This is a genomic window from Blastococcus litoris, assembly GCF_003075095.1.
Lineage (GTDB): Bacteria > Actinomycetota > Actinomycetes > Mycobacteriales > Geodermatophilaceae > Blastococcus_B > Blastococcus_B litoris.
The window spans coordinates 1-21,828 of record NZ_QCZF01000008.1; the positions used below are offsets into that span (position 1 = coordinate 1).

Genomic DNA, 21,828 nt, shown 5'->3' on the forward strand with positions numbered 1-21,828 from the left:
GACCTCCGGGTTCGTGTCGTGGGTGCCTTCAGCAGCTCCACTCCACGTCCGGAGGTCCTCCCTTCACAAGACCGCTCAATCAGATCTCGTGGTCACACGCCCTCAACCAACGTCGCTGGGCAGTACATCTAGGTCGGGCAGGAGCCGCCGGGGTCGACCCGGTCCAGGATGCGACCCCCGATGTGCCGCAACTGCTCGGCCTGCTCCGGGCCCAGCGCGTCGAACACCAGCCGGCGCACGGCCGCCACGTGCCCGGGCGCGGTGGCGACCACCTTGTCCCAGCCGGCGTCGGTGAGGACGGCGTTGGTGGCGCGGCGGTCGTCCGCGCAGGCCTCGCGGACGAGGTAGCCCTGGTCCTCCAGGCGGCGGGCGACGTGCGAGAGCCGGGACAGGGACCCGTTCGCCAGGGCGGCGAGCTCGCTCATCCGGGCGGTCCGGTCCGGCCGTTCGGAGAGCATCGCCAGGACCATGTACTCGAAGTGGCTCAGTCCCGCGTCGCGCTGCAGCTGGGCGTCCAGCGCTCCCGGCAGCAGCGTGATCACGCCGGCGAGGGACAGCCACGCAGCGCGCTCGCCGGCGTCCAGCCAGCGCGGCTCGGACGTGGCCGCCCCGTCGGTCGTGGGCACGCACCCAGCCTACGCCGGTACTTGACGCTTCAACGTCTCGCTGCCGGGAGGGCCGGTCCGAGCCTCAGCCGGCTGCGGCTCGCAGTTCGGCGTAGCGGGCGGCGCACTGCTCCATCGTCGGCAGCAGGCCCTGCTCCTGCGCCTCGGCGAGGCTGGGCGCGGCCTGGTCCTTGGCGGAGAACTCGAACTCGACGTCGCTGGGCCAGGGCAGGTCCAGCGCCGGGTCCATCGGGTTGATCCCGAACTCGCGGCCGGGGGAGTAGCCGGTGGAGACCAGGTAGGTGACCGAGCTGTTGTCGGCCAGCGACACGAACGCGTGCCCGAGGCCCTCCGCGAGGTAGACGGCCCGCGGCTGCTCGCTGTCGAGCAGGACGGAGTCGTGGACCCCGAACGTCGGGGAGCCCACCCGGATGTCGACGATCACGTCGAGGACCTTGCCCGCGGGGCAGTAGACGTACTTGGCCTGGCCGGGCGGGACCAGGGCGAAGTGCACCCCGCGCAGCACGCCGCGGGCGGACACGCTGTGGTTGGCCTGCGCGAGCGTGAGCCCGAACCCGGTCTCCTGCGCCAGGACCCCGGCCTTGTACCACTCGGTGAAGCGACCGCGGGAGTCGCCGTGGGGTACCAGGTCGAGGACGTAGCTGTCAGGTACGGCGAGCTCGCGGATCTCCACGCCGCGACGCTACCGAACCCGGCTGGTCACGAGGGTGGGGTGCCCAGCCAGAGCCGCCCGACGAGCGACGAGCCGCCCGGCGTCCCCACCGGCTCCCAGCGGGTCGTCCAGCCCTCCGCGTGCAGCTGGACGATGGCCGCCCCGAGCAGTGCGCCGAGGTTCAGCGCCGTCGTCAGGTTCGGGGTGTCGGAGAGGTGGACGTCGACCACGCCGTCGCCCTCGCCGCCGTGCCGCAGGACCACGGGGAACTCCGGCAGCGCGGCGCTGGCGACCCGGAAGGCGGAGGCGACCGCGGCCAGCTCGCCGGTCCGCGGGACCAGCTCGGCGCCCGGCCCGCGGGAGCCGACCAGGTCGCGGGCGCCGTAGGGGAAGAGGTCGTCGGCGGGGAGCCGCACCAGGGGACGGGTGCCCGGATCGGGGTCGGGGCGCTCGACGGGCAGCCCCCGGACGACCGCGACGGGTACGCCGGCGAGCTTGCCCTTGACGAGGTCGGCCGCCGACGCCAGCTCGTCGACGACCGCCACGCGGGTGGTCTCCAGCCGGTTGCCCCAGGCGTCCACCGCACCGCGGTGGTCGAGCAGCGCCGGGATGCCCGCGGAGCCGACCGCCACGTCGGTGAGCCCCTCGCGCCAGGTGCGGCCGAACGTGTCGCTCACCACCACGGCCACCTCGACCCCCCGCAGCTCCCGCAGCCGGTCGCGCAGGCGGCGGGCCGAGGCGTCGGCGTCCTCGGGGAGGAGCACCAGGGCGTCGGCGCCCACGTTGGAGGCGTCGATCCCGGCCGCGGCGACCACCCAGCCCTGGCGGGTCTGCACGATCGCCAGCGGCCCCCGGCGGGCGACGACGCGCACCGCCTCGTCCTCGACGGCCTTCAGCCGCAGCGCCTCGCGGTCGGCGCCCGGCGGGACGTGGACGAGCCTGCCCTCCACCTTCGACACGGCCTTGGAGGTGACGACGACGACGTCGCCGTCGGCGAGCCACGGCGCGGCGGAGGCGATCGCGGCGGCCAGGTCGTCGCCGGGGGAGAACTCGGGCAGCCCGTGGACGGGCAGGACCGACAGGCCCGGAGGGGGCCCGCTCACCGCGCGGCGTCGAGGGCGGCGCGGGCGAGGGCGGTGGTCGCCTCCCGGTCGGACATGAGCAGCGGCACCTGCCGGACGTCGACGCCGGGGACGTCCGCGGCGTCGTCCGGGGCGACCAGCCAGGCGTCGAGCAGCCCACCGGCCGACCGCGCGCCGTAGTGGCGCCCGACGCCCTCGGCGCTGACCTCGATGCCGAGGGCGGGCAGGCAGCGGTCGGCCATCCCGCGGACGACCGCGCCCCCGACGACCGGCGAGACGCCGACCACGCGGGCGGGGGAGGCCAGCAGCGCCTCCCGGAGCCCGGGCACGCCGAGCACCGTCCCGATCGACACCACCGGGTTGGACGGCGCCAGCAGGACGACGTCGGCGGCCGCGAAGGCCTCGGCGACCCCGGGGGCCGGCCGGGCGGCGTCGACGCCGATCTGGACGAAGGCCTGGGGGTCGAGGCCGGCGCGGTGACGCACCCACCACTCCTGGAAGTGGATGGCGCGCTGCTTCCCGTCCTCCGGGTCGGTCACGACCACGTGCGTCTCGACCCGCTGGTCGCTCATCGGCAGCAGGGTCACGCCGGGCTGCCACCGGTCGGCCAGCGCCGCGGTCACCGCAGAGAGCGGGTAGCCCGCGTCGAGCATGCGGGTGCGGATGAGGTGGGTGGCCAGGTCGCGGTCGCCCAGCCCGAACCAGTCCGGGTCGGCTCCGTAGGCGGCCAGCTCCTCCTTGACGGTCCAGCTCTCGCCGGCCCGGCCCCACCCGCGCTCCTCGTCGATGCCGCCGCCGAGGGTGTACATCACCGTGTCGAGGTCGGGGCAGATGCGCAGACCGTGCAGCGTCACGTCGTCGCCGGTGTTGACGACGGCGGTGATCTCCGCCCCGGGCGCCGCCCATCGGACGCCACGCAGGAAACGAGCCCCTCCGGTCCCACCGGCCAGCACGACGATCTGCACGAAAGACATGGTGCCCGATAGGCACTTGTCGACTGTTCCACGGGCGTGTCGGGGGCCTGGACGAGAATTGACGAACGGCTGGTACGCGTGGGGCTGGTGTGGCGTGTCGCTTACACCGGGCGAAGTTGACGGGCAGGCAACGACACGCGTGTAATTCCGGCGATGTCATCGAGTGCAGAGCGGTCCGGGAACGTCCCGGGGACCGCGCACCGGGACAAGAGCGAGAGGGGACGCACCACCATGGCCGAGGTTTCGTGGCTGAGCGACTACGTCAGTGGCAACGACCGGTCCGACCGGTTCGGCGCGGGGGCGGGCTCGGGCCTGGGTCAGGGCGCGAACCAGGGCATCGCCGGCCTGCTGGGCATCGGGGCGGAGGCCGACGCGCAGTCGTGGCAGGAGCAGGCGCTGTGCGCCGAGACCGACCCGGAGGCGTTCTTCCCCGAGAAGGGCGGCTCCACCCGCGAGGCCAAGAAGATCTGCACCGGCTGCGAGGTCAAGGCCCAGTGCCTCGAGTACGCGCTGGCCAACGACGAGCGCTTCGGCATCTGGGGCGGCCTGTCCGAGCGTGAGCGCCGTCGGCTGCGCCGCCGCGCCGTCTGAACCACCGCACGACCCGGCCCCTCGGGTCGTCCCACGGCCGCCGACGGTCCCCGTCGGCGGCTGTGGTCGTATTCGGAGGTGCTCACGCGGATCGCCGTCGGTCGTGACCGGGTGGTCCGGGAGGTCCGTGCCGCGGCGCCGTTGATGGCCGACCTGCGCGCCCCGGTCACGGCCCGGGCGCCGTGGCTGACCGCGGTGCTCAACGCCTCGGCCGCACGGCGAGGGGGCGGCCGCCCGGTGGCCGTCGTCGTCGATCCGCACGGGCAGGGCCGTCCGGAGGCGGTGGCGTTCCTCGCGCTGCGGCGTCGCACAGCGGTCACCCTGGTCACGATGCTGGGGGACGGGGTCGGCCCGCTGCCGCAGGGGTGGCCGCCGGCGCGGCTGCTGGCCCGCGACCCGTCGGCGGCGGAGCAGCTCGCGGCCGGCATCTGCGACGTCCTCGGCACGCTGCGCGGGCCGCACCGCCTGCGGCTGACCGGCCTGCCGCTCGGGGACCCCACGGTGCGCGCCCTGGCCGCCCGTCTCCCCGACGGGATGGTCGGCAACGCCCGCAGCACCGCGATCACCGACGCGCTCGACGGCGCGGGCGAGGTGTGGCGTACCCGCGATCCCCGGGAGCTCGACCGCCGGCTGCCCGAACTCCTGGCGCGCGTTCCACGGGCCGGCGACCGCGCCTTCCTCCGCGCCGCCGCCCGCCTGCACGCGGCGATCGGTCAGCTCGAGCTCGCGGTGCTGCCCGGCCGGGACGGGCCGCGTGCCGCGCTGCTCACCCTGCTCGACGGCGGCGCCCGAATGCCGTGGTGGGGCTGGTCCGACGTCGGCGGGCTGGACGCGGCGATGGGGGCGCCCGTGGTCACGCTTTCCGACCCGGCCCGCGGCTGGCCCTGAGGGCTCAGCCGGCGGCGGTGATCTCGTTCCGCCCCGCCTCGCTGGGGACCGCCCGTTCGTCGCCCAGCGTCAGCGACCCGGTCGCCGGCTCGCTGCCGCCGTCGGCCGTGCCGTCGCGGGGGGCCACCTCCACGGCGATCTCGTAGACCCGGCCGGTCGGTGCCGGGGCCGAGCCGTTGGAGCGGCGGAACGCCGGGAAGGAGCCGGAGACGGTGAGGGCGTCGCCGTGGGTCTCCAGGGCGAGCGCCGGGGACGCCAGCTCCGCGTGCTCGACGACCGACCGGGAGCAGCCGGCCACCACCGGATCGGCGGGGGCGCTGTCCCGGAGGCAGTTCCAGGTGGGCAGCTCCACCTCGGCGGCCGCCCGGCCGTCGCGCACGGTCACCTCGACCCGGGGGTAGGCCACCGTGACGCCCACGGGGTGGCGCTCGAGGACCACGCCCTCGAAGGCGAGCTGCGCGGTGGTGGCCGGCGGTGGTGCGGGGTCGCGGTCCGACCGGCCGGCGTCGTCCGCCCCGCCGACGGCGGCGACCGTCGCGACCGCGCCGACGAGCACCAGCGCGGTCGCCCCCATCGCGGCCAGCGCCCTCCGGGTCCCGTCGTCGCGGACCGGGGCCGGGTGCGCCGGCGGCGCCGGTGGGCCCAGTGCGGCCCATCCCTCGGCCGCGGCGGGCGCGGGGCCCGTGCCCGGAGGGGACTCGAGGAACCCCGGGAGGTCGTCGCCCCCGGGGTCGGGTTCGCCGGCGGGCGCCGCCGCCCCGCGGCGGCGCGCCAGCAGGACGGCTGCCGCCGCGAGCAGGGGGAGGAGCAGCCCCAGGACGACGCCGAGCACGAGCCAGGGCCCGGCCGCCACGGGGATCTCCATCGCGGTCAGCATCCCAGGCGAGCCGGGCCGGTCGATCAGCCCGTGGGGTCGATCTCCTCGGGGTCGCGGCCCAGGAGCACGGCGACCTGGTCGACGACGACGTCGCGGACAAGTTCGGCGAGGTCGTCGCGGTCGTGCGCGCGGATCTCCAGCGGCCGCCGGTAGACGACGATCCGCGGCGGCACCTCGCGGCCGTTCTCCCGGTGGCCGGGGAGCACGCGGGCCAGCGGCACCGAGCCGTCGTCCAGGACGTCGGCGTCGAGGACGACCTCGTCCGGGCTGGTGTGCTCGACCCAGGGCACGTCCTCGACCGCGAACTCGACGCCGGCCAGCTCCCGCTCCCAGCGGCGCTCGATGTCCTCGACGGCGTCCAGCACGAGGTCGTCGAACTGCTCGGCGCGGCTGCGGGCCAGCGGCACCTCGGCCGGCACCAGGCGCCCGCGCAGGCCGCGGCCGTGGCGGTCGCGGCGGGAACGGCCGGGGCGGCGGGGTGGGCGGCTCATGACGGGTCGAAGGGTACGGCCCTCAGCGGGGCAACCGGCGCCACACGGGCCGGGGGAGCAGCCGCATCAGGAAGAACACCGGGCGGAGCACGGCGGGCACCCACACCTCGCCCCGCCCGCGGGTCAGGGCGCCGACGACGGCGTCGGCCACCTGGGCCGGCGTGCTGGCGAACGGCGCGGGCGGCATGCCCGCCGTCATGCGGCCCACGACGAAGCCTGGCCGCACCAGCAGCAGCCGGACGCCGGACCCCGCCAGCGCGTCGGAGAGCCCGCTGGCGAAGCCGTCCAGGCCCGCCTTGGCCGACCCGTACACGTAGTTCGCCCGGCGCACCCGCACCCCGGCGACGGAGGAGAAGACGACCAGGGTCCCCCGCCCGGCCGCGCGCAGCCGGGCGGCGAGCAGGGTCAGCAGGTGCACGTGCGCGACGTAGTCGGTGTGCACGACGGCGAGCGCGGCCGCCGGGTCCTCCTCCGCCGCGGCCTGGTCGCCGAGGATCCCGAACGCGACGACCACCGTCGCGGGGGTGCCGAACCGTGCCTCGACCTCGTCCAGCACCGCCGCGTGGCGGGCCAGGTCGTCGGCGTCGAACTCGACCCGGCCGACCGTCGCGGCACCGGCGCGGCGCAGCTGCGCCTCCTGCCCGTCGAGGTCAGCGGCCCGGCGCGCGGCGAGGACGACGGTCGTGCAGCCGCGTGCGGCGAGCCGCTCCGCGACGGCCGTGCCGATCTCGCTGCGGCCGCCCAGGACGAGGACCGGACCGGTGTCGATGCCCACGGGGTCATCGTGCAGGATGGGGCGCCCGCTCCCGATTCCCCCGCGTGCCTGCTGCGGCCGACCGCCGCGCAGGTTTACTGTGCCTGCGTGAGGAACCGGTGGTGAGGCAGTCACGTCGCTGCTCGCGCAGCGGCTGCGCGCAACCGGCAGCGGCGACCTTGACGTACGTGTACGCGGAGTCGACGGCCGTTGTCGGCCCGTTGGCGACGTTCTCCGAGCCGCACAGCTACGACCTGTGCGAGTTCCACGCCGAGCGGCTGACCGTGCCGCGCGGGTGGGAGGTCGTCCGGCACGAGATCGACCTCGACGACGCCGGCCCGACCGGTGACGACCTGCTCGCCCTCGCTGACGCCGTCCGCGAGGCGGCCCGGCCCGAGCCCCCGCGCGACCCCGCCGACGACGGCAGCGGCACGCGGCGTGGCCACCTCCGGGTCATCCCCAACCTGCCGTAGCGGGGCGCGCGGGCTGCTCCCTTATAGGGTTCGGGCGTGCGAGACCTCTCCTCGATCATCAAGGCGTACGACGTCCGCGGCGTCGTGCCCGACCAGTGGGACGAGGACGTCAGCCGGGCCATCGGCGCCGCCTTCGCCGAGTTCGTGGTCGCCGACAGCGGCGCCACCGCGGTCGTCACGGCCCACGACATGCGGGAGTCGTCGGTCCCGCTGTCCCGCGCCTTCGCGCAGGGCGTGATCAGCCGCGGGGTCGACGTCGTCGAGGCGGGCCTCGGCTCCACCGACCTCCTCTACTTCGCATCGGGGTCCCTCGACCTGCCGGGCGCGATGTTCACCGCGAGCCACAACCCCGCGCAGTACAACGGCATCAAGATGTGCCGCGCCGGCGCCGCCCCGATCGGTCAGGACTCGGGCCTGGCCACCATCCGCGAGTGGGCCCAGCGCGACTCCTACGACCGCGACCCGGGGCGGGTGGGTGCCGTGACCGGGCAGGACGTCCTCGCCGCCTACGCCGCGCACCTGCACTCCCTGGTCGACCTGTCGGGCATCCGTCCGCTGAAGGTCGTCGTCGACGCCGGCAACGGCATGGGCGGGCACACCGTGCCCGTCGTCCTCTCCGGCCTGCCGCTGGAGGTCGTACCGCTCTACTTCGAGCTCGACGGCAGCTTCCCCAACCACGAGGCCAACCCGCTCGACCCGGCGAACCTCGTCGACCTGCAGGCCGCCGTCCCGGCCCACGGGGCCGACATCGGGCTGGCCTTCGACGGCGACGCCGACCGCGTGTTCGTCGTCGACGAGAAGGGCGACCCGGTCAGCCCGTCGGCGGTGACCGCCCTGGTCGCCGTGCGCGAGCTGGCCAAGGGTCGCGGGACGACGGTGATCCACAACCTGATCACCTCGCGGGCGGTGCCCGAGATCGTGCGCGAGCACGGCGGCGAGCCGGTCCGGACGCGGGTGGGGCACTCGTTCATCAAGGCCGAGATGGCCCGCACCGACGCGATCTTCGGCGGCGAGCACTCCGCCCACTACTACTTCCGCGACTTCTGGCGCGCCGACACCGGCATGCTCGCGGCCATGCACGTCCTCGCGGCGCTGGGGGAGCAGTCCCGCCCGCTGTCCGAGCTGACCGCCGCCTACAGCCGGTACGCCGCGTCGGGCGAGATCAACTCGACCGTGGCCGACGCCCCGGCGCGGGTGGCCGAGGTGCGTGCGCGGTACGAGGAACAGGACGGCGTCACCGTCGACGAGCTGGACGGCCTGACCGTGCAGCTGCCCGACGGCGCGTGGTTCAACCTGCGGGCGAGCAACACCGAGCCGCTGCTGCGGCTCAACGTCGAGGCGCCCGACGCGGCGCGGATGGCCGACGTCCGAGACCGAATCCTGGAGATGGTGCGCGCATGACCCAGTCGTCCACCGGGCCCCTGGGCCTGGACCCCGAGCTGCTGTCGATCCTGGCCTGCCCCGACACCCACCACAGCCCGCTCACCGTCGACGAGCAGGCGGGCGAGCTCCTGTGCACCACGTGCGACCGGGCCTACCCCGTGCGCGACGGCATCCCCGTCCTGCTGCTCGACGAGGCCCGGCACCGGGGCGCGTGAGCGCGGCATGACCGGAGCCGGCCGATGACCGGGATCACCCCATGACCTCGCCCGACTTCGCCGAGGAGGTCCTCGACGACCTCGACCTGCTGCGCGCCCGCGACCCCCGCGGCCTCCTGCCGGCGGTCGCGGGAGCGGGCGCGCAGGTCCGCGAGACCGCCCGGCTCACCGAGGAGGCGGGCCTGCACCGGGTGACCGGCGGTGGCCGCCCGCGAGGGCTGGTGATCGTCGCCCGGCGCGAGGGCGCGGTGGCGGCGTCGGTCCTCCGCGCACTGCTGGGACCTTCCAGCCCGGTCTCCGTCGAGGTCGTCTCCGGGCCCTCCCTGCCGGTGTGGACCGGCCCCAGCGACATCGCGGTCGTGGCCACCCGGACCGGCGCGGGCACCTACGCCGTCACCCCCGCCTACGAGGCGGCCCGCCGGGGCGTCTCCCTGGTCGGCATCGGCGCGGAGGACGCGCCGTTGCGCGCCGCCTGCTCGGCGGCCCGGGCCCCCTACGTCGCGCTGCCGGCGTCGCGGGTGCGGCACACGACGCTCTGGTCGCTGCTGACGCCGCTGCTGCTCCTCGCCCGCGAGCTGCGCCTGCTGCCAGCCGACGCCGCCGACCCGGACGCGATCGCCGCGGCGCTCGACGAGGTCGCGACGGAGTGCGGGCCGGCGCAGGAGTCCTTCGTCAACCCGGCGAAGACGCTCGCGCTGGAACTGCTCGACGCCCTGCCCGTGGTCGCGGCCGAGGGGCCGCTGGCCGGTGCCGCGGCGACCCGGGTGGTCGACCAGCTGGCCACGCTGGCCGGGCTGCCGGCCACCGGGTTCCGGCTGCCCGACCAGCGGGTCGCCGCCTGCTCCGTGCTCGGCGGGCCGCTGGCCCCCCGGGACGGCGACGACTTCTTCCGCGACCGCGCCGAGGACGAGGGCCGCCGGCTCCGGTTGCTCACCATCCGCGACGCCGACGCCGGCGGGCACGACGGCGCGGGCGAGCGGGAGCCCCGGTCGGCGGCGGTGGCCATGGACGAGGTCCTGCGGACGGCGGCCGCGCACAACGTCCCGGTCAGCGGGCTGGCCGAGCACGGCGATCCCGGCCGCTACGGCCGTCTGCCCCACCTGGCGCGGCAGCTGGCCGTCGCCGACTTCAGCGCCGTCTACCTGGCGCTGGCCCTGGACAACGAGCGGGCGCTGCGCCCCTGAGGCCGCGTCGATCGCGCGCCGGGCGCCCGGACACGCGACGATCTACAGCGACAGCGCACCGGCGCTGACCGACCGGAAGGACTTCCCGTGGCGGGTGGACTCGTAGCCCTGCTGGACGACGTGGCGGTGCTGGCGAAGGCCGCCGCCGCCTCGGTGGACGACATCGGTGCCGCCGCCGGCCGCGCGAGCATCAAGGCCGCCGGGGTGGTCGTCGACGACACCGCCGTCACCCCGCAGTACGTGCACGGGCTGAACGCCGACCGCGAGCTGCCGATCATCCGCAAGATCGCGTTCGGCTCGCTGCGCAACAAGCTGCTGATCATCCTGCCCGCGATCATGCTGCTCAGCCAGTTCCTGCCGTGGCTGCTCACGCCGATCCTCATGGTCGGTGGCGCCTACCTCTGCTACGAGGGTGCGGAGAAGATCTGGCACCGGCTCAGCGGCCACGCCGAGGCGCACGCCTCGGTCGAGGACGCCCTGCCGGACGAGAAGACGATCGTCTCCGGGGCGGTGCGCACCGACTTCATCCTCTCTGCCGAGATCATGGTGATCTCGCTCAACGAGGTGGTCGACGAGCCGTTCCTCTCCCGGCTGATCATCCTGGCGATCGTCGCGCTGGGCATCACCGTGCTGGTGTACGGCGTCGTCGGGGTCATCGTGAAGATGGACGACATCGGGCTGAACCTCGCCCAGCGCTCCAGCCAGGGGGTGGCCCGGTTCGGCCGCGGGCTGGTCAAGGCCATGCCGAAGCTGCTCAGCGTCCTCACCGTGGTCGGCACCGTCGCGATGCTGTGGGTCGGTGGGCACATCATCCTGGTCGGCACCGACGAGCTCGGCTTCCACCCGGTCTACGAGTTCGTGCACCACCTCGAGGAGGCCGCGCACGACGCCACCGGGGCCCTCGGCGGCGTGGTGGGCTGGCTGGTCAACACGCTGGGGAGCGCGGTGCTCGGCCTCGTCGTCGGCGCGCTGGTGGTCCTCGTGATGAACCTGACCGTCCACCGGAAGAAGAACGCGGAGGCCCACTGAGGCGGCTGGGGCGTGTGATCCGGTTCGCGGCACGACGACCACCCGTCGGGGGACAGTAGGGACATGCATCCGGGGGAGACCGACCGCACGCTGCTGTCGCCTGAGCGCCGTCGGGCCGATCGCGCCGCGCTGGCCGACGGGGTCGTCGACGTCCTCGTCGTCGGCGGAGGCGTCACCGGCGCCGGTGCCGCGCTGGACGCCGCCAGCCGCGGGCTGTCCGTGGGCCTGGTCGAGGCGCGCGACTGGGCCGCGGGGACGTCCAGCCGGTCGAGCAAGCTGATCCACGGCGGTCTGCGCTACCTCGAGCAGTTCGCCTTCCCGCTGGTGCACGAGGCGCTGTCCGAGCGGGCGCGGCTGGTGCAGACCATCGCCCCGCACCTGGTGACGCCGCTGCCCTTCCTGCTGCCGCTGACCTCACCGGTGTGGCAGCGGGCCTACTTCGGCGCCGGCGTCGCGCTGTACGACGTCCTGGGCGCCGCCTTCACGCCCGGCCGGGAGATCCCGCGCCATCGGCACCTGTCGCGGACGAAGACCCTCGCCGCGTTCCCCGGGCTGCGCGGGGACGTGGTGCGCGGGGCGATCCGCTACTGGGACGCCCAGGTCGACGACGCCCGTCACACCCTGGCCGTCGTCCGCACCGCCGCCGGGTACGGCGCGCGCGTGCTCTCCAGCGCCCGGGTGACCGGGCTGCTCCGCGAGGGCGACGCTCCGGACTCCCCGGTCGTGGGCGCGCGCGTGTCCGACCTGACCGACGGGTCGTCGTTCACCGTCCGTGCCCGGAGCGTGGTCGCGGCGACCGGCGTGTGGAGCGACGACATCGGCTCCATGCTCGGCGACGCCGCGCCCAGCCTGAAGGTGCGCGCCTCGAAGGGCGTCCACCTGGTGCTGCCGCGGTCGGCGATCGACGGTGCGCACCTGGAGGAGGCCGGCGGCACGCAGGCGGGGCTGATCCTGCGGACGCCGACCAGCGTGCTGTTCGTGATCCCGTGGCGGGACCGCTGGATCGTGGGCACCACCGACACCCCGTGGCGGCTGGACCGCGACCACCCGGCCGCGAGCAGCGCCGACATCGACTACATCCTCGACCAGGTCAACCGGGTGCTCGTCCGGCCGGTGCGCCCCGACGACATCCTCGGCGTCTACGCCGGCCTGCGCCCGCTGCTGGCGGGGGAGTCCGACGAGACCAGCCGGCTCTCGCGCGAGCACGCCGTCGTCACCCCTGTCCCCGGCCTGGTGCTGGTGGCCGGCGGCAAGTACACGACCTACCGGGTCATGGCCGAGGACGCCGTCGACGCGGCGGCCGCCGGACTGCCCGGGGTGCCGCCCTCCCGCACCCAGCGGCTGCCGCTGGTCGGCGCGCACCGCTGGGGGGACGTCCGCGGCGCGGCGGAGACCCTGGCCGCCGCCTCCGGCCTGTCCGAGGAGGCGGTGGAGCGGCTGCTGCACCGGCACGGCGACCGGATCGGCGACGTCCTCGACCTGGTCCGCCGCGACCCGTCGCTCGGCCGGCCGCTCACCGGTGCGCCGGACTACCTGGCCGCCGAGGTCGTGCACGCGGTCAGCGCGGAAGGCGCCCTGCACCTGGACGACGTCCTCACGCGGCGCACCCGGATCTCCATCGAGACCGAGCACCGGGGTGTCGAGTCGGCGGCGGAGGTGGCCCGGCTCATGGCATCGGTGCACGGCTGGGAGCCGGACTTCCTCGCGCGCGAGGTGGCGCACTACGAGGCCCGCGTCGAGGCCGAACGGGAGTCGCAACGCATGCCGGACGACCGCACGGCCGACGCGGCCCGGCTCGGCGCCCCGGACGTGCGGGCCACGGTCTGACGGTGCCACCGGGCGGAGCCGCCCCGGAGGAGTGAGGAACCGCGGGGCCGGGGCCGCCGTCCGGGTAGCCTCTCGCCCGATGTGGCAGCTGACGAACACCGTGCGCCACTACCCATGGGGGTCGCGCACGGTGATCCCGGAGCTCCTCGGTGAGCTGGCGCCTGCCGAGGAGCCCTACGCCGAGCTCTGGATGGGTGCCCATCCCGATGCGCCCAGCCTGCTGTCGACCGGCACCCCGCTCGACAAGGCGATCCAGGCCGAGCCCGACCTGATGCTGGGAGCGGCCGTCCGCGAGCGCTTCGGGGGGCGGCTGCCGTTCCTGATGAAGGTGCTGGCCGCCGAGCGGCCGCTCTCCCTCCAGGCGCACCCCACGCCCGAGCAGGCGCAGGCCGGGTTCGCCGCCGAGGAGACCGCCGGCATCCCGCGCGACGACCCGAAGCGCACGTTCAAGGACCCCTTCCACAAGCCCGAGCTGCTCCTCGCGCTCACCGAGTTCGAGGCCCTGTGCGGCTTCCGCCCGGTGGAGGAGTCGCTGCACTGCCTGGCCAAGCTCCAGGTGCCGGTGCTCAAGCCGACGATCGCGGCGCTGGCCCGCGGCGGCCTGCGCGCCGCCATCCCGCAGCTGCTCGCGCTGACGCCGGAGCTGCGCGACGAGCTGGTCACCGCCGTGGCCGCGGCGGCGGCCCGGTTCGTCGCCGCGCACGACCCGGAGTTCATCAACACCTACCGCTGGGCGGCGTCGCTGGCCGAGACCTACCCGGGCGACCCCGGGGTCGTCATCTCGCTGATGTGCAACCACCTGAAGCTGGCCCCCGGCGAGGCGGTCTTCCTGCCCGCGGGGAACCTGCACGCCTACCTGTCCGGGGCCGGCGTCGAGGTGATGGCCAGCTCGGACAACGTCCTGCGTGGCGGGCTCACGGGCAAGCACGTCGACCTCGCCGCCCTCATCGAGGTGCTCGACTTCACCGACGGGCGGGTGCCGGTCCTGCACCCCGTCCTCGGCCCGGGCGGGCTGCGGTACCCGGTTCCGGTCGAGGACTTCGACCTCACCCGCATCCAGCTGGACGCTCAGGCGGGCACCATCACCGCCGACGGACCCCAGGTGCTGCTGTGCACGGAGGGGGCCGCCGAGCTGACGTCGGCCGGCGGCACGCTGCACCTGACCAAGGGCTCGGCCGCCTTCGTCCCGGCCGGCACCCCGGTCACCGCGTCCGGCCCGGCGCTGCTCTTCCGGGCCACCACGAACCTCGGCTGAGCCCCGCCGTGGTCCCCAGGGCGTAGGCTGGTCGACGGCACGAGCCCCGCCGAAGCCTCGGCATGCTCGCTCTCCCCGCCCGCCCGCGGGGATCGCAGCGATCCGCATCCGACACGCAAGGCCTGGCCACGGCGCCGGGCCGGACTCCTGGAGCGTCATGACCAGCCCTGGCACCACCCTGACCGACGTCGACTACAAGGTCGCCGACCTCTCCCTGGCCCCGTTCGGGCGCAAGGAGATCCAGCTCGCCGAGCACGAGATGCCCGGCCTGATGGCGCTGCGCGCCGAGTACGGCGACCAGCAGCCGCTCGCCGGCGCCCGCATCGCCGGCTCGCTGCACATGACCGTGCAGACCGCCGTCCTCATCGAGACCCTCACGGCCCTGGGCGCCGACGTGCGCTGGGTCAGCTGCAACATCTTCTCCACCCAGGACCACGCCGCCGCGGCGATCGTGGTCGGCGAGGGCACCCCGGAGCAGCCGGCCGGCGTCCCGGTGTTCGCGTGGAAGGGCGAGAGCCTCCCCGAGTACTGGTGGTGCACCCAGCGCCTGTTCGAGTTCCGCGACTCCTCCGGCGAGATCGTCGGCCCGAACATGCTGCTCGACGACGGCGGCGACGCCACCCTGCTCGTGCACCTGGGCACCCGGTTCGAGGCCGACGGCGTCGTCCCCGACACCACCGAGGCCGACTCCGAGGAGTACGCCGTCATCCTCGACGTCCTGCGCGGCACCCTCGCCGAGGACCCCGGCTACTGGACCCGCATCGGCCGGGGCATCGCGGGCGTCACCGAGGAGACGACGACCGGCGTCATGCGCCTCTACGAGCTGGCCCGCGACGAGCGGCTGCTCTTCCCGGCGATCAACGTCAACGACTCGGTCACCAAGAGCAAGTTCGACAACCTCTACGGCTGCCGGCACTCCCTGATCGACGGCATCAACCGCGCCACCGACGTGATGATCGGCGGCAAGGTCGCCGTCGTGTGCGGCTACGGCGACGTCGGCAAGGGCTGCGCCGAGTCGCTCCGCGGCCAGGGCGCCCGCGTCATCGTCACCGAGATCGACCCGATCAACGCCCTGCAGGCGGCGATGCACGGCTACGAGGTGACCACTCTCGACGAGGTCATCGGCAAGGCCGACATCATCATCACGGCCACCGGCAACAAGGACATCATCACCGCCGAGCAGCTCGCCCGGACGAAGCACCAGGCGATCGTGGGCAACATCGGGCACTTCGACAACGAGATCGACGTGGCCGGCCTCGCGCGCACCCCCGGCATCACCCGGACGACGATCAAGCCGCAGGTCGACGAGTGGCGCTTCGCCGACGGCCACACGCTGATCCTGCTGTCCGAGGGCCGGCTGCTGAACCTGGGCAACGCCACGGGCCACCCCAGCTTCGTCATGAGCGCCTCGTTCTCCAACCAGGTGCTCGCCCAGATCGAGCTGTGGACCAACCGCAGCGCCTACGAGGGCAAGCTCCCCGGCGTCACCGTGCTGCCGAAGAAGCTCGACGAGCACGTGGCGCGGCTGCACCTCGACGCGCTGGGCGTGCAGCTCACCGAGCTCACCAAGGTGCAGGCCGACTACATCGGCGTCCCGGTCGAGGGCCCCTACAAGAGCGACCACTACCGCTACTGAAGAAGGACCCGGCCGCCCCCCGGAACACGCTTCGCGCGCCCGGGTCCCTGCGGCCGGGCCGTTCCATCCGGTCACCGGGAAAGCGGCTCACCCTGACGGGTGGGCCGCTTTCCTTGCCTCGCAGCGCAGAATGGGCGTCGTGCCACCCACCGCTCCGCAGAACGGGCCCAGCCGCGGCCGTGTCCTGGTCGTCGACGACGACGCCGCTCTCGCCGAGATGCTCGGCATCGTGCTGCGCAGGGAGGGCTACGAACCGGCGTTCGTCTCCGACGGCAACCGGGCGCTGGGCGTCTTCCAGCAGACCCGGCCCGACCTGGTGCTGCTGGACCTGATGCTGCCCGGACGCAACGGCCTGCAGATCTGCCAGGACATCCGCACCCAGTCGACGGTGCCGATCGTCATGCTCACCGCCAAGGGCGACACGATCGACGTCGTCCAGGGCCTGGAGGCCGGCGCCGACGACTACGTGACCAAGCCCTTCAAGCCGGTCGAGCTGGTGGCCCGCGTCCGGGCCCAGCTGCGCCGCGGCGAGACGGGGCAGGCGGAGAACCTGAGCATCGGCGACGTGCAGATCGACGTCCCGGCGCACCAGGTCACCCGGGACGGCGTCCCGATCGCGCTCACGCCGCTGGAGTTCGACCTGCTCGTCGCGCTGGCGCGCAAGCCCCGGCAGGTGTTCACCCGCGAGCTGCTGCTCGAGCAGGTGTGGGGCTACCGGCACGCGGCCGACACCCGGCTGGTCAACGTCCACGTGCAGCGGTTGCGGGCCAAGATCGAGCGCGACCCGGAGAAGCCGGAGGTCGTGCTGACGGTGCGCGGCGTCGGTTACAAGGCCGGCCCGCCCTGACAGTCACACTGGAGCCGTGACCCGCACGACGCTGCCCGAGGGTGCCGCGCCCGCGGCTCCTGCGCCGGAGCCGCGTCCTGGCGTGGGCGCGGAGGTCCGGCGCCTCCGCAAGGGCCTGGGGCGGCGCTTCCGGCTCGCCCGCCGGATCGCGCAGCGCAGCGTGCGCGAGCAGACCCGCCGCGCCGTCCGCGCCTGGCGCTCGTCGCTCCAGGTGCGCATCGGCGCGATCACCATGGTCGTGGCGGGCACCGTCGTCGTCATCGTCAGCCTGGTGCTCTTCAGCCAGATCCGCGACCAGCTCCTCTCGGTCAAGGAGGAGGCGGCGATCGACCAGGCGCAGGCCGGCGTGGTCTACGCGCAGAGCCAGGTCGCGACCATCGCCGCGGGCGACGGCGCGAGCGTGCGCTCCGCGCTGAGCCGCACCGTCAACGCGCTGCTCCAGCGCGGCGGCGCGGCCGGTGATTTCGAGGTGGTGATGATCCACCGCACCGGCGACATCGAGCGCCCGGCCGCCAGCCGGCGGGCGGTGCTCGAGTCGCTGCCGCCGGATCTGCGCGCCGACGTCGCCTCCGGTGGCCAGTCGCGCAAGTACTCGCCGGTGCCCGACGCGACGGGGGAGCCGCAGCCGACCCTGCTGGTCGGCGCCGCGGTGCCGACGGATGCGACCGGCGTGCAGCAGGTCGAGCTCTACTACGCGTTCCCGCTGGCGCAGGAGGTGGAGAGCCTCTCCCTGATCCGCAGCACCGTCGTGATCAGCGGCATCGCCCTCACGCTGTTCGTCGTCATGATCGGCGTGATGGTGACCCGGCTGGTGGTCGACCCGGTCCGCCGGGCCGCCGGCACCGCCCAGCGGCTGGCCGAGGGGCAGCTGGAGGAGCGCATGACCGTGCGCGGCGAGGACGACCTCGCCCGGCTGGCCACGAGCTTCAACGCGATGGCCGACAGCCTGCAGCGCCAGATCACCCAGCTCGAGGGGCTCTCTCAGCTGCAGCAGCGGTTCACCTCCGACGTCTCCCACGAGCTGCGCACCCCGCTGACCACGGTGCAGATGGCCGCCGAGGTCCTGCACGAGGCGCGCACGGACTTCCCGCCGCACGTCGCACGGTCGGCCGAGCTGCTGCGCGCCGAGCTCGACCGCTTCGAGAGCCTGCTGACCGACCTGCTGGAGATCAGCCGCTACGACGCCGGGGCCGCCGTCCTGGACGCCGAGCCGGCCGACCTGGGCGCGCTGGTCGACCGTGTCGTCGCCGGCATGGAGGCCCTGGCCCGGCGGCACGACTGCGAGCTGCTGGTGAACCGGCCGCAGGAGGCCGTCATCGCCGAGGTCGACGCCCGCCGCGTGGAGCGGATCCTGCGCAACCTCGTCGGCAACGCGATCGAGCACGGCGCGGGCCGGCCGATCGAGATCACCCTCGCGGCCAACCGGACCGCCGCCGCGGTCACCGTCCGCGACCAGGGGGTCGGGCTGAGCTCCGCCGACGCGCAGCACGTCTTCGACAGGTTCTGGCGCGCGGACCCCTCCCGGGTGCGGACGGTCGGGGGCAGCGGCCTGGGCCTGTCCATCAGTCTCGAGGACGCCCGCCTGCACGGCGGCTGGCTGCAGGTGTGGGGCCAGCCCGGCGCCGGGGCGCAGTTCCGGCTCACCGTGCCGCTGACCGCCGGCGGCGAGCTGACCAGCTCGCCGCTGCCGCTGCGCCCGGCGTTCATCCGCCGGCCGGGGACGCCGGTATGAGCCGCCTGCGCGCCGTCCTCGCCACGGCCCTGCTGCTCGGGCTCGCCGGCTGCTCCACCGTGCCCATGACGTCGTCCACCGTGCAGATCACCCAGGCCCCCGGGCGCCCGGCGGAGGTCGTCGGCATCGAGCCGCTGGCTCCCGAGCCCGGCGCGGCGCCCGAGGACATCGTGAAGTCCTTCATCGACGCGGCGGCCAGCACCCGCTTCGGCCACCCGGTGGCCCGCGAGCACCTCACCGAGGAGGCCGCGCGCGCCTGGGACGACGAGACCGGCATCCGCGTGATCGGCCAGGAGTACGCGACGACCGTCATGCCCGACAGCGGGACGGTCGAGGTGACCGCCAACGTCATCGGGACCATCGACGACCGGGGCGTGTTCACCATCGCCGAGGGCACCACGCTGACCCAGCAGTACACCCTCGAGCAGGTCGACGACGAGTGGCGGATCAGCGACCCGCCCGACGGCCTGATCATCCTGGAGCCGGACTTCCAGCGGCTCTACGAGGAGGCCGCGCTCTACTTCGTCGACCCGACCGGGTCCCGGCTCGTCCCCGACCCGCGGTACGTGCTGGCCGGCGAGGCGCTGCCGACGACGATCGTCGAGCGGCTCGTGAGCGGGCCCTCGCCGTATCTCGCCGCCGGAGTGGGCAACCGGCTGGCCGGCGCCCAGCTGCGCAGCGCCGTCACCCTCGACGGGCAGCTCGCCGTCGTCGACCTGACCAACCTGCCGGCCGAGGCGTCCCCGGCGCTGAACGCGGCCGCCGCCCAGCTGGTCTGGACGCTCACCTCGCTGCGCAACGTGTCGATCAACTCGGTGGAGGTGCGGATCGACGGCGAGCCCGTGCCGATCGACGACGTCCCCGACGAGCAGACCACCGACCACTGGAGCGGCTTCAACCCCGACGCCGTCCCGCTGGAGACGGTGGGGCACTACCTGACCGGTGGGGCGCTGCACACGGTGACCACGGGGGAGCCGACCCCTGGCCCCGCGGGGGCCGGCGCCTACGGGCTCACCGAGGCGGCCGTGTCCGTGGACGGCGCCAGCGGCGAGCTCTCGTTCCTCGTGGGGGTGCGGCCGGAGGCGAGCGGGGCGAGCCTGCTCGCCGGCCCGTACGACGGCGAGCTGGCGCCGGTGCTCAGCGGTGCCCGGCTGACCTCGCCGACGGTGGCGGCGACCCGCCCGGAGGTGTGGGTCGTGCGGGACGACTCCTCCGTGGTGCGGGTGCAGGCCGGCGGACCGCCGCAGGCCGTGACCGCGCCGACGCTCCCGGGGCTCGGCGCCACCAGGGTGCTGCGCCTGTCACCGGACGGCGTCCGGGCGGCGCTGATCGTGGAGGGGCCGACCGGGCGGGCGCTCCAGGTGGGCACCGTCGTCCGGGCCGAGGACGGCAGCGTGGCGCTCCGCGACTTCCGCGCCATCGCGCCCACCCTCTCCCGCGTGGTGGACGTCGCCTGGCGCGACAGCGGGACGCTGCTCGTCCTCGCCGGGGACGCCGGCGAGGACCGGGTCGTGCCCTACAGCGTGGGCGTCGACGGGTGGGGGCTGACCCAGATCCCGCGGTCCGGGCTGCCGGGCCAGCCGCAGTCGATCGCCGCGGCGCCGGCGCGGCAGCCGCTGGTCAGCGCGAACGGGACCATCTGGCAGCTGGCCGGCGGTACCTGGGTCACCCTGGTGCGCGGCCAGGAGCCGCTCCCCGGGATGGCGCCCTTCTACCCGCTGTAGCCCGTCCACACCTGCGCGGCGAGGGCCCCACGGGTGCCCGGGGAACGTCAGGCTGGCCCGGTGGAACGGGCCGGGATCGCCGCGCTGGCCGATCTGCTCCTGCCCCGCACCTGCGCCGGCTGCGGCGTGCCGGGCGCCGTCCTGTGCCGGTCCTGCGCGGGGGCACTGGCCCGACCCCACCTGGCCGCACCCCGGCGCTTCCCGTGGGGCTTCCCGCCCACCGTGGCGGCCGGGGCGTACGCGGGGCCGGTGCGGCCGGCGGTCGTCGAATTCAAGGAGCGCGGGCGGGCCGAGCTCGCCGTCCCGCTCGGCGCGGCGCTGGCCCTGGCGGTGGCCGCGGTGACCGCCGCCGTGCCCGGCCCGGTGCGGCCCGTGGTGCTCGTGCCGGTGCCCAGCACGCGCGCGGGGCTGCGGGCCCGCGGCCGCGACCACGTGCGCGAGCTGACCGCGCGGGCGGTGGTCGAGCTGCGGGCGGCCGGCCTGCCCGCGGCGGAGGCCCGGCTGCTGCGCCGCCGCGGGCGGGCCCGCGACTCCGCCGGGCTGTCGGCGGCGCAGCGGCGGGCGAACCTGGCGGGGACGTTCGAGCGGCTCCGCGGCGACGTCGCGCCGGGCGCCGTCCTGGTGCTCGTCGACGACGTCGTCACCTCGGGAGCCACCCTCACCGAGGCCGCGGCGGCGCTGTCGTCCGGCGGGTCCGCGCGGGGGGCTCCGGTGCTCGCCGCGGTCGTCGCGGCGACCCCCGCGACCGGCCGGGAGCACTCTTCGCGGGCCGACCTGCACGTTGTCCGGAACCGGCCCGAGAACGTCCGTCGGAGTCCTCACGATCGACTGTCGGGACAGGTGAACAGGGACTAGCGTCGAAGCGACCTGCAACCGGCTCAACCGGGAGGTCCCATGGAGATCGTGGTCCGAGGTCGCAACGTCGAGGTTCCGGTGCACTACCGCCAACTCGTCGAGGACAAGGTCGGGCAGAGCGACCGCTTCGACGGCAAGCTGAAGATCCTCCGCATCGACGTGGAGCTGTTCCACGAACCGAATCCCCGCCAGTCCGCCAGCTGCCAGCGCGTCGAGATCACGCTGCGCGGCAAGGGCCCCGTCGTCCGTGCCGAAGCCGCCGGTCCCGACTTCTACGCGGCCCTGGACACCGCCTGCACCAAGCTGGACAACCGGCTGCGCCGCGCGGCCGACCGCCGTCGGGTGCACCACGGCCGGCGGACCCCCGCCAGCGTGCGCATCTCGGGCAACAGCGTCGCCGACGTCGAGGGCATGACCACCACCGGGCCCGACACCGTGCCCGCCGGCGGCCCGCTCGTGACCGATCTCGACGAGCACCTGCCCGGGCGCGTCGTCCGCGAGAAGCACCATCCGGCGACGCCCATGACCGTCGACCAGGCGCTCCACGAGATGGAGCTGGTCGGTCACGACTTCTTCCTCTTCCAGTGCGCCGACACCGGGCAGCCGACCGTCGTCTACCGGCGGCACGCCTACGACTACGGCCTGATCCGGCTGACCGAGGTGCCGCAGAACGGCGCCGTCCCGACCCGCACGGACGAGCCGCAGGCCGTCTCCTCCGTCTGACGCCAGGGGT

At 74.8% G+C, this 21,828-nt stretch carries 22 protein-coding genes; 15 read left to right on the top strand and 7 right to left on the bottom strand.

What is annotated here, in order from left to right:
* Positions 1 to 128: 128 nt before the first annotated feature.
* The 4 genes from DCS98_RS16725 to cofD all read right to left on the bottom strand — a co-directional run bounded on the left by DCS98_RS16725 (position 129) and on the right by cofD (position 3,325).
* Complete coding sequence (locus DCS98_RS16725) at positions 129 to 626, bottom strand: MarR family winged helix-turn-helix transcriptional regulator (RefSeq protein ID WP_116452533.1); 498 nt, start codon at positions 624 to 626, stop codon at positions 129 to 131.
* A gap of 64 nt (positions 627 to 690) precedes the next feature.
* Positions 691 to 1,299 (bottom strand): dTDP-4-dehydrorhamnose 3,5-epimerase family protein, encoded by a 609-nt coding sequence (locus DCS98_RS16730; RefSeq protein ID WP_116452534.1) that lies wholly within the window; start codon positions 1,297 to 1,299, stop codon positions 691 to 693.
* 26 nt (positions 1,300 to 1,325) lie between these two features.
* Positions 1,326 to 2,381, bottom strand: coding sequence for a coenzyme F420-0:L-glutamate ligase (locus DCS98_RS16735; RefSeq protein ID WP_116452535.1), 1,056 nt, complete (start codon positions 2,379 to 2,381; stop codon positions 1,326 to 1,328).
* Positions 2,378 to 3,325, bottom strand: a complete 948-nt coding sequence (gene cofD / locus DCS98_RS16740; protein ID WP_116452536.1) for a 2-phospho-L-lactate transferase — start codon at positions 3,323 to 3,325, stop codon at positions 2,378 to 2,380. Before cofD ends, DCS98_RS16735 begins: the two co-directional genes overlap by 4 nt.
* Before the next feature lie 345 nt (positions 3,326 to 3,670).
* Between cofD and DCS98_RS16745 the strand changes: the two genes are divergently transcribed.
* Both DCS98_RS16745 and DCS98_RS16750 read left to right on the top strand, forming a co-directional pair.
* On the top strand, positions 3,671 to 3,925 hold the full coding sequence (locus tag DCS98_RS16745; protein ID WP_175527062.1) for a WhiB family transcriptional regulator: 255 nt from the start codon (positions 3,671 to 3,673) through the stop codon (positions 3,923 to 3,925).
* A 78-nt stretch (positions 3,926 to 4,003) separates the two neighbouring features.
* The gene (locus DCS98_RS16750) at positions 4,004 to 4,813 is read left to right on the top strand and encodes a hypothetical protein (protein ID WP_116452538.1); all 810 of its coding nucleotides are present in this window, start codon (positions 4,004 to 4,006) and stop codon (positions 4,811 to 4,813) included.
* 4 nt (positions 4,814 to 4,817) lie between these two features.
* On the opposite strand, the gene DCS98_RS16755 is transcribed toward DCS98_RS16750, so the two are convergent.
* Genes DCS98_RS16755 through DCS98_RS16765 form a run of 3 tightly spaced genes read right to left on the bottom strand, consistent with a single transcriptional unit; the run spans position 4,818 to position 6,956 of the window.
* Entirely contained in the window at positions 4,818 to 5,678 is an 861-nt protein-coding gene (locus tag DCS98_RS16755; RefSeq protein WP_164704621.1) for a hypothetical protein, read from the bottom strand.
* 35 nt (positions 5,679 to 5,713) lie between these two features.
* On the bottom strand, positions 5,714 to 6,181 hold the full coding sequence (locus DCS98_RS16760) for a metallopeptidase family protein (protein ID WP_116452540.1): 468 nt from the start codon (positions 6,179 to 6,181) through the stop codon (positions 5,714 to 5,716).
* A 22-nt stretch (positions 6,182 to 6,203) separates the two neighbouring features.
* Complete coding sequence (locus DCS98_RS16765) at positions 6,204 to 6,956, bottom strand: decaprenylphospho-beta-D-erythro-pentofuranosid-2-ulose 2-reductase (RefSeq protein ID WP_116452541.1); 753 nt, start codon at positions 6,954 to 6,956, stop codon at positions 6,204 to 6,206.
* A gap of 101 nt (positions 6,957 to 7,057) precedes the next feature.
* Here DCS98_RS16765 and DCS98_RS16770 point away from each other — a divergent pair, with 101 nt between their 5' ends.
* The 13 genes from DCS98_RS16770 (at position 7,058) to hpf (ending at position 21,818) form a co-directional block, all read left to right on the top strand.
* Entirely contained in the window at positions 7,058 to 7,408 is a 351-nt protein-coding gene (locus tag DCS98_RS16770; RefSeq protein WP_116452542.1) for a DUF3499 domain-containing protein, read from the top strand.
* A 36-nt stretch (positions 7,409 to 7,444) separates the two neighbouring features.
* Positions 7,445 to 8,809: a phosphomannomutase/phosphoglucomutase gene (locus DCS98_RS16775; RefSeq protein WP_116452543.1), complete on the top strand. Its 1,365-nt coding sequence runs from the start codon at positions 7,445 to 7,447 to the stop codon at positions 8,807 to 8,809.
* Positions 8,806 to 9,006, top strand: coding sequence for a Trm112 family protein (locus tag DCS98_RS16780; protein ID WP_116452544.1), 201 nt, complete (start codon positions 8,806 to 8,808; stop codon positions 9,004 to 9,006). Before DCS98_RS16775 ends, DCS98_RS16780 begins: the two co-directional genes overlap by 4 nt.
* A 41-nt stretch (positions 9,007 to 9,047) precedes the next feature.
* Positions 9,048 to 10,190, top strand: coding sequence for an SIS domain-containing protein (locus DCS98_RS16785; RefSeq protein WP_116452545.1), 1,143 nt, complete (start codon positions 9,048 to 9,050; stop codon positions 10,188 to 10,190).
* An 87-nt stretch (positions 10,191 to 10,277) separates the two neighbouring features.
* Positions 10,278 to 11,219: a DUF808 domain-containing protein gene (locus DCS98_RS16790; RefSeq protein WP_116452546.1), complete on the top strand. Its 942-nt coding sequence runs from the start codon at positions 10,278 to 10,280 to the stop codon at positions 11,217 to 11,219.
* Positions 11,220 to 11,282: 63 nt separating this feature from the next.
* Positions 11,283 to 13,046 (top strand): glycerol-3-phosphate dehydrogenase/oxidase, encoded by a 1,764-nt coding sequence (locus tag DCS98_RS16795; RefSeq protein ID WP_116452547.1) that lies wholly within the window; start codon positions 11,283 to 11,285, stop codon positions 13,044 to 13,046.
* A gap of 79 nt (positions 13,047 to 13,125) precedes the next feature.
* Positions 13,126 to 14,301, top strand: a complete 1,176-nt coding sequence (manA, locus tag DCS98_RS16800) for a mannose-6-phosphate isomerase, class I (protein ID WP_116452548.1) — start codon at positions 13,126 to 13,128, stop codon at positions 14,299 to 14,301.
* Between the two features lie 157 nt (positions 14,302 to 14,458).
* Positions 14,459 to 15,937: an adenosylhomocysteinase gene (gene ahcY / locus DCS98_RS16805; protein ID WP_116452549.1), complete on the top strand. Its 1,479-nt coding sequence runs from the start codon at positions 14,459 to 14,461 to the stop codon at positions 15,935 to 15,937.
* Between the two features lie 139 nt (positions 15,938 to 16,076).
* A complete protein-coding gene (gene mtrA, locus DCS98_RS16810; protein ID WP_456559068.1) occupies positions 16,077 to 16,784 on the top strand; it encodes an MtrAB system response regulator MtrA in 708 nt (235 codons plus the stop codon).
* 16 nt (positions 16,785 to 16,800) lie between these two features.
* Positions 16,801 to 18,516 (top strand): MtrAB system histidine kinase MtrB, encoded by a 1,716-nt coding sequence (gene mtrB, locus DCS98_RS16815; protein ID WP_116452551.1) that lies wholly within the window; start codon positions 16,801 to 16,803, stop codon positions 18,514 to 18,516.
* Positions 18,513 to 20,240 carry an LpqB family beta-propeller domain-containing protein gene (locus tag DCS98_RS16820; protein ID WP_116452552.1) on the top strand — a complete coding sequence of 576 codons (1,728 nt, stop codon included), beginning with the start codon at positions 18,513 to 18,515 and terminating at the stop codon, positions 20,238 to 20,240. Before mtrB ends, DCS98_RS16820 begins: the two co-directional genes overlap by 4 nt.
* A gap of 60 nt (positions 20,241 to 20,300) precedes the next feature.
* The gene (locus DCS98_RS16825; RefSeq protein ID WP_241038197.1) at positions 20,301 to 21,095 is read left to right on the top strand and encodes a phosphoribosyltransferase family protein; all 795 of its coding nucleotides are present in this window, start codon (positions 20,301 to 20,303) and stop codon (positions 21,093 to 21,095) included.
* Between the two features lie 39 nt (positions 21,096 to 21,134).
* Complete coding sequence (hpf, locus tag DCS98_RS16830; protein ID WP_116452553.1) at positions 21,135 to 21,818, top strand: ribosome hibernation-promoting factor, HPF/YfiA family; 684 nt, start codon at positions 21,135 to 21,137, stop codon at positions 21,816 to 21,818.
* Positions 21,819 to 21,828 lie beyond the last annotated feature (10 nt).

Excerpts from the sequence above, each read along its gene's own strand:
- DCS98_RS16755 (WP_164704621.1), bottom strand. The coding sequence starts at position 5,678 with ATGGAGATCCCCGTGGCGGCCGGGCCCTGGCTCGTGCTCGGCGTCGTC.
- DCS98_RS16760 (WP_116452540.1), bottom strand. The coding sequence starts at position 6,181 with ATGAGCCGCCCACCCCGCCGCCCCGGCCGTTCCCGCCGCGACCGCCAC.
- DCS98_RS16780 (WP_116452544.1), top strand. The coding sequence starts at position 8,806 with ATGACCCAGTCGTCCACCGGGCCCCTGGGCCTGGACCCCGAGCTGCTG.
- DCS98_RS16785 (WP_116452545.1), top strand. The coding sequence starts at position 9,048 with ATGACCTCGCCCGACTTCGCCGAGGAGGTCCTCGACGACCTCGACCTG.
- DCS98_RS16795 (WP_116452547.1), top strand. The coding sequence starts at position 11,283 with ATGCATCCGGGGGAGACCGACCGCACGCTGCTGTCGCCTGAGCGCCGT.
- manA (WP_116452548.1), top strand. The coding sequence starts at position 13,126 with ATGTGGCAGCTGACGAACACCGTGCGCCACTACCCATGGGGGTCGCGC.
- ahcY (WP_116452549.1), top strand. The coding sequence starts at position 14,459 with ATGACCAGCCCTGGCACCACCCTGACCGACGTCGACTACAAGGTCGCC.
- DCS98_RS16820 (WP_116452552.1), top strand. The coding sequence starts at position 18,513 with ATGAGCCGCCTGCGCGCCGTCCTCGCCACGGCCCTGCTGCTCGGGCTC.
- hpf (WP_116452553.1), top strand. The coding sequence starts at position 21,135 with ATGGAGATCGTGGTCCGAGGTCGCAACGTCGAGGTTCCGGTGCACTAC.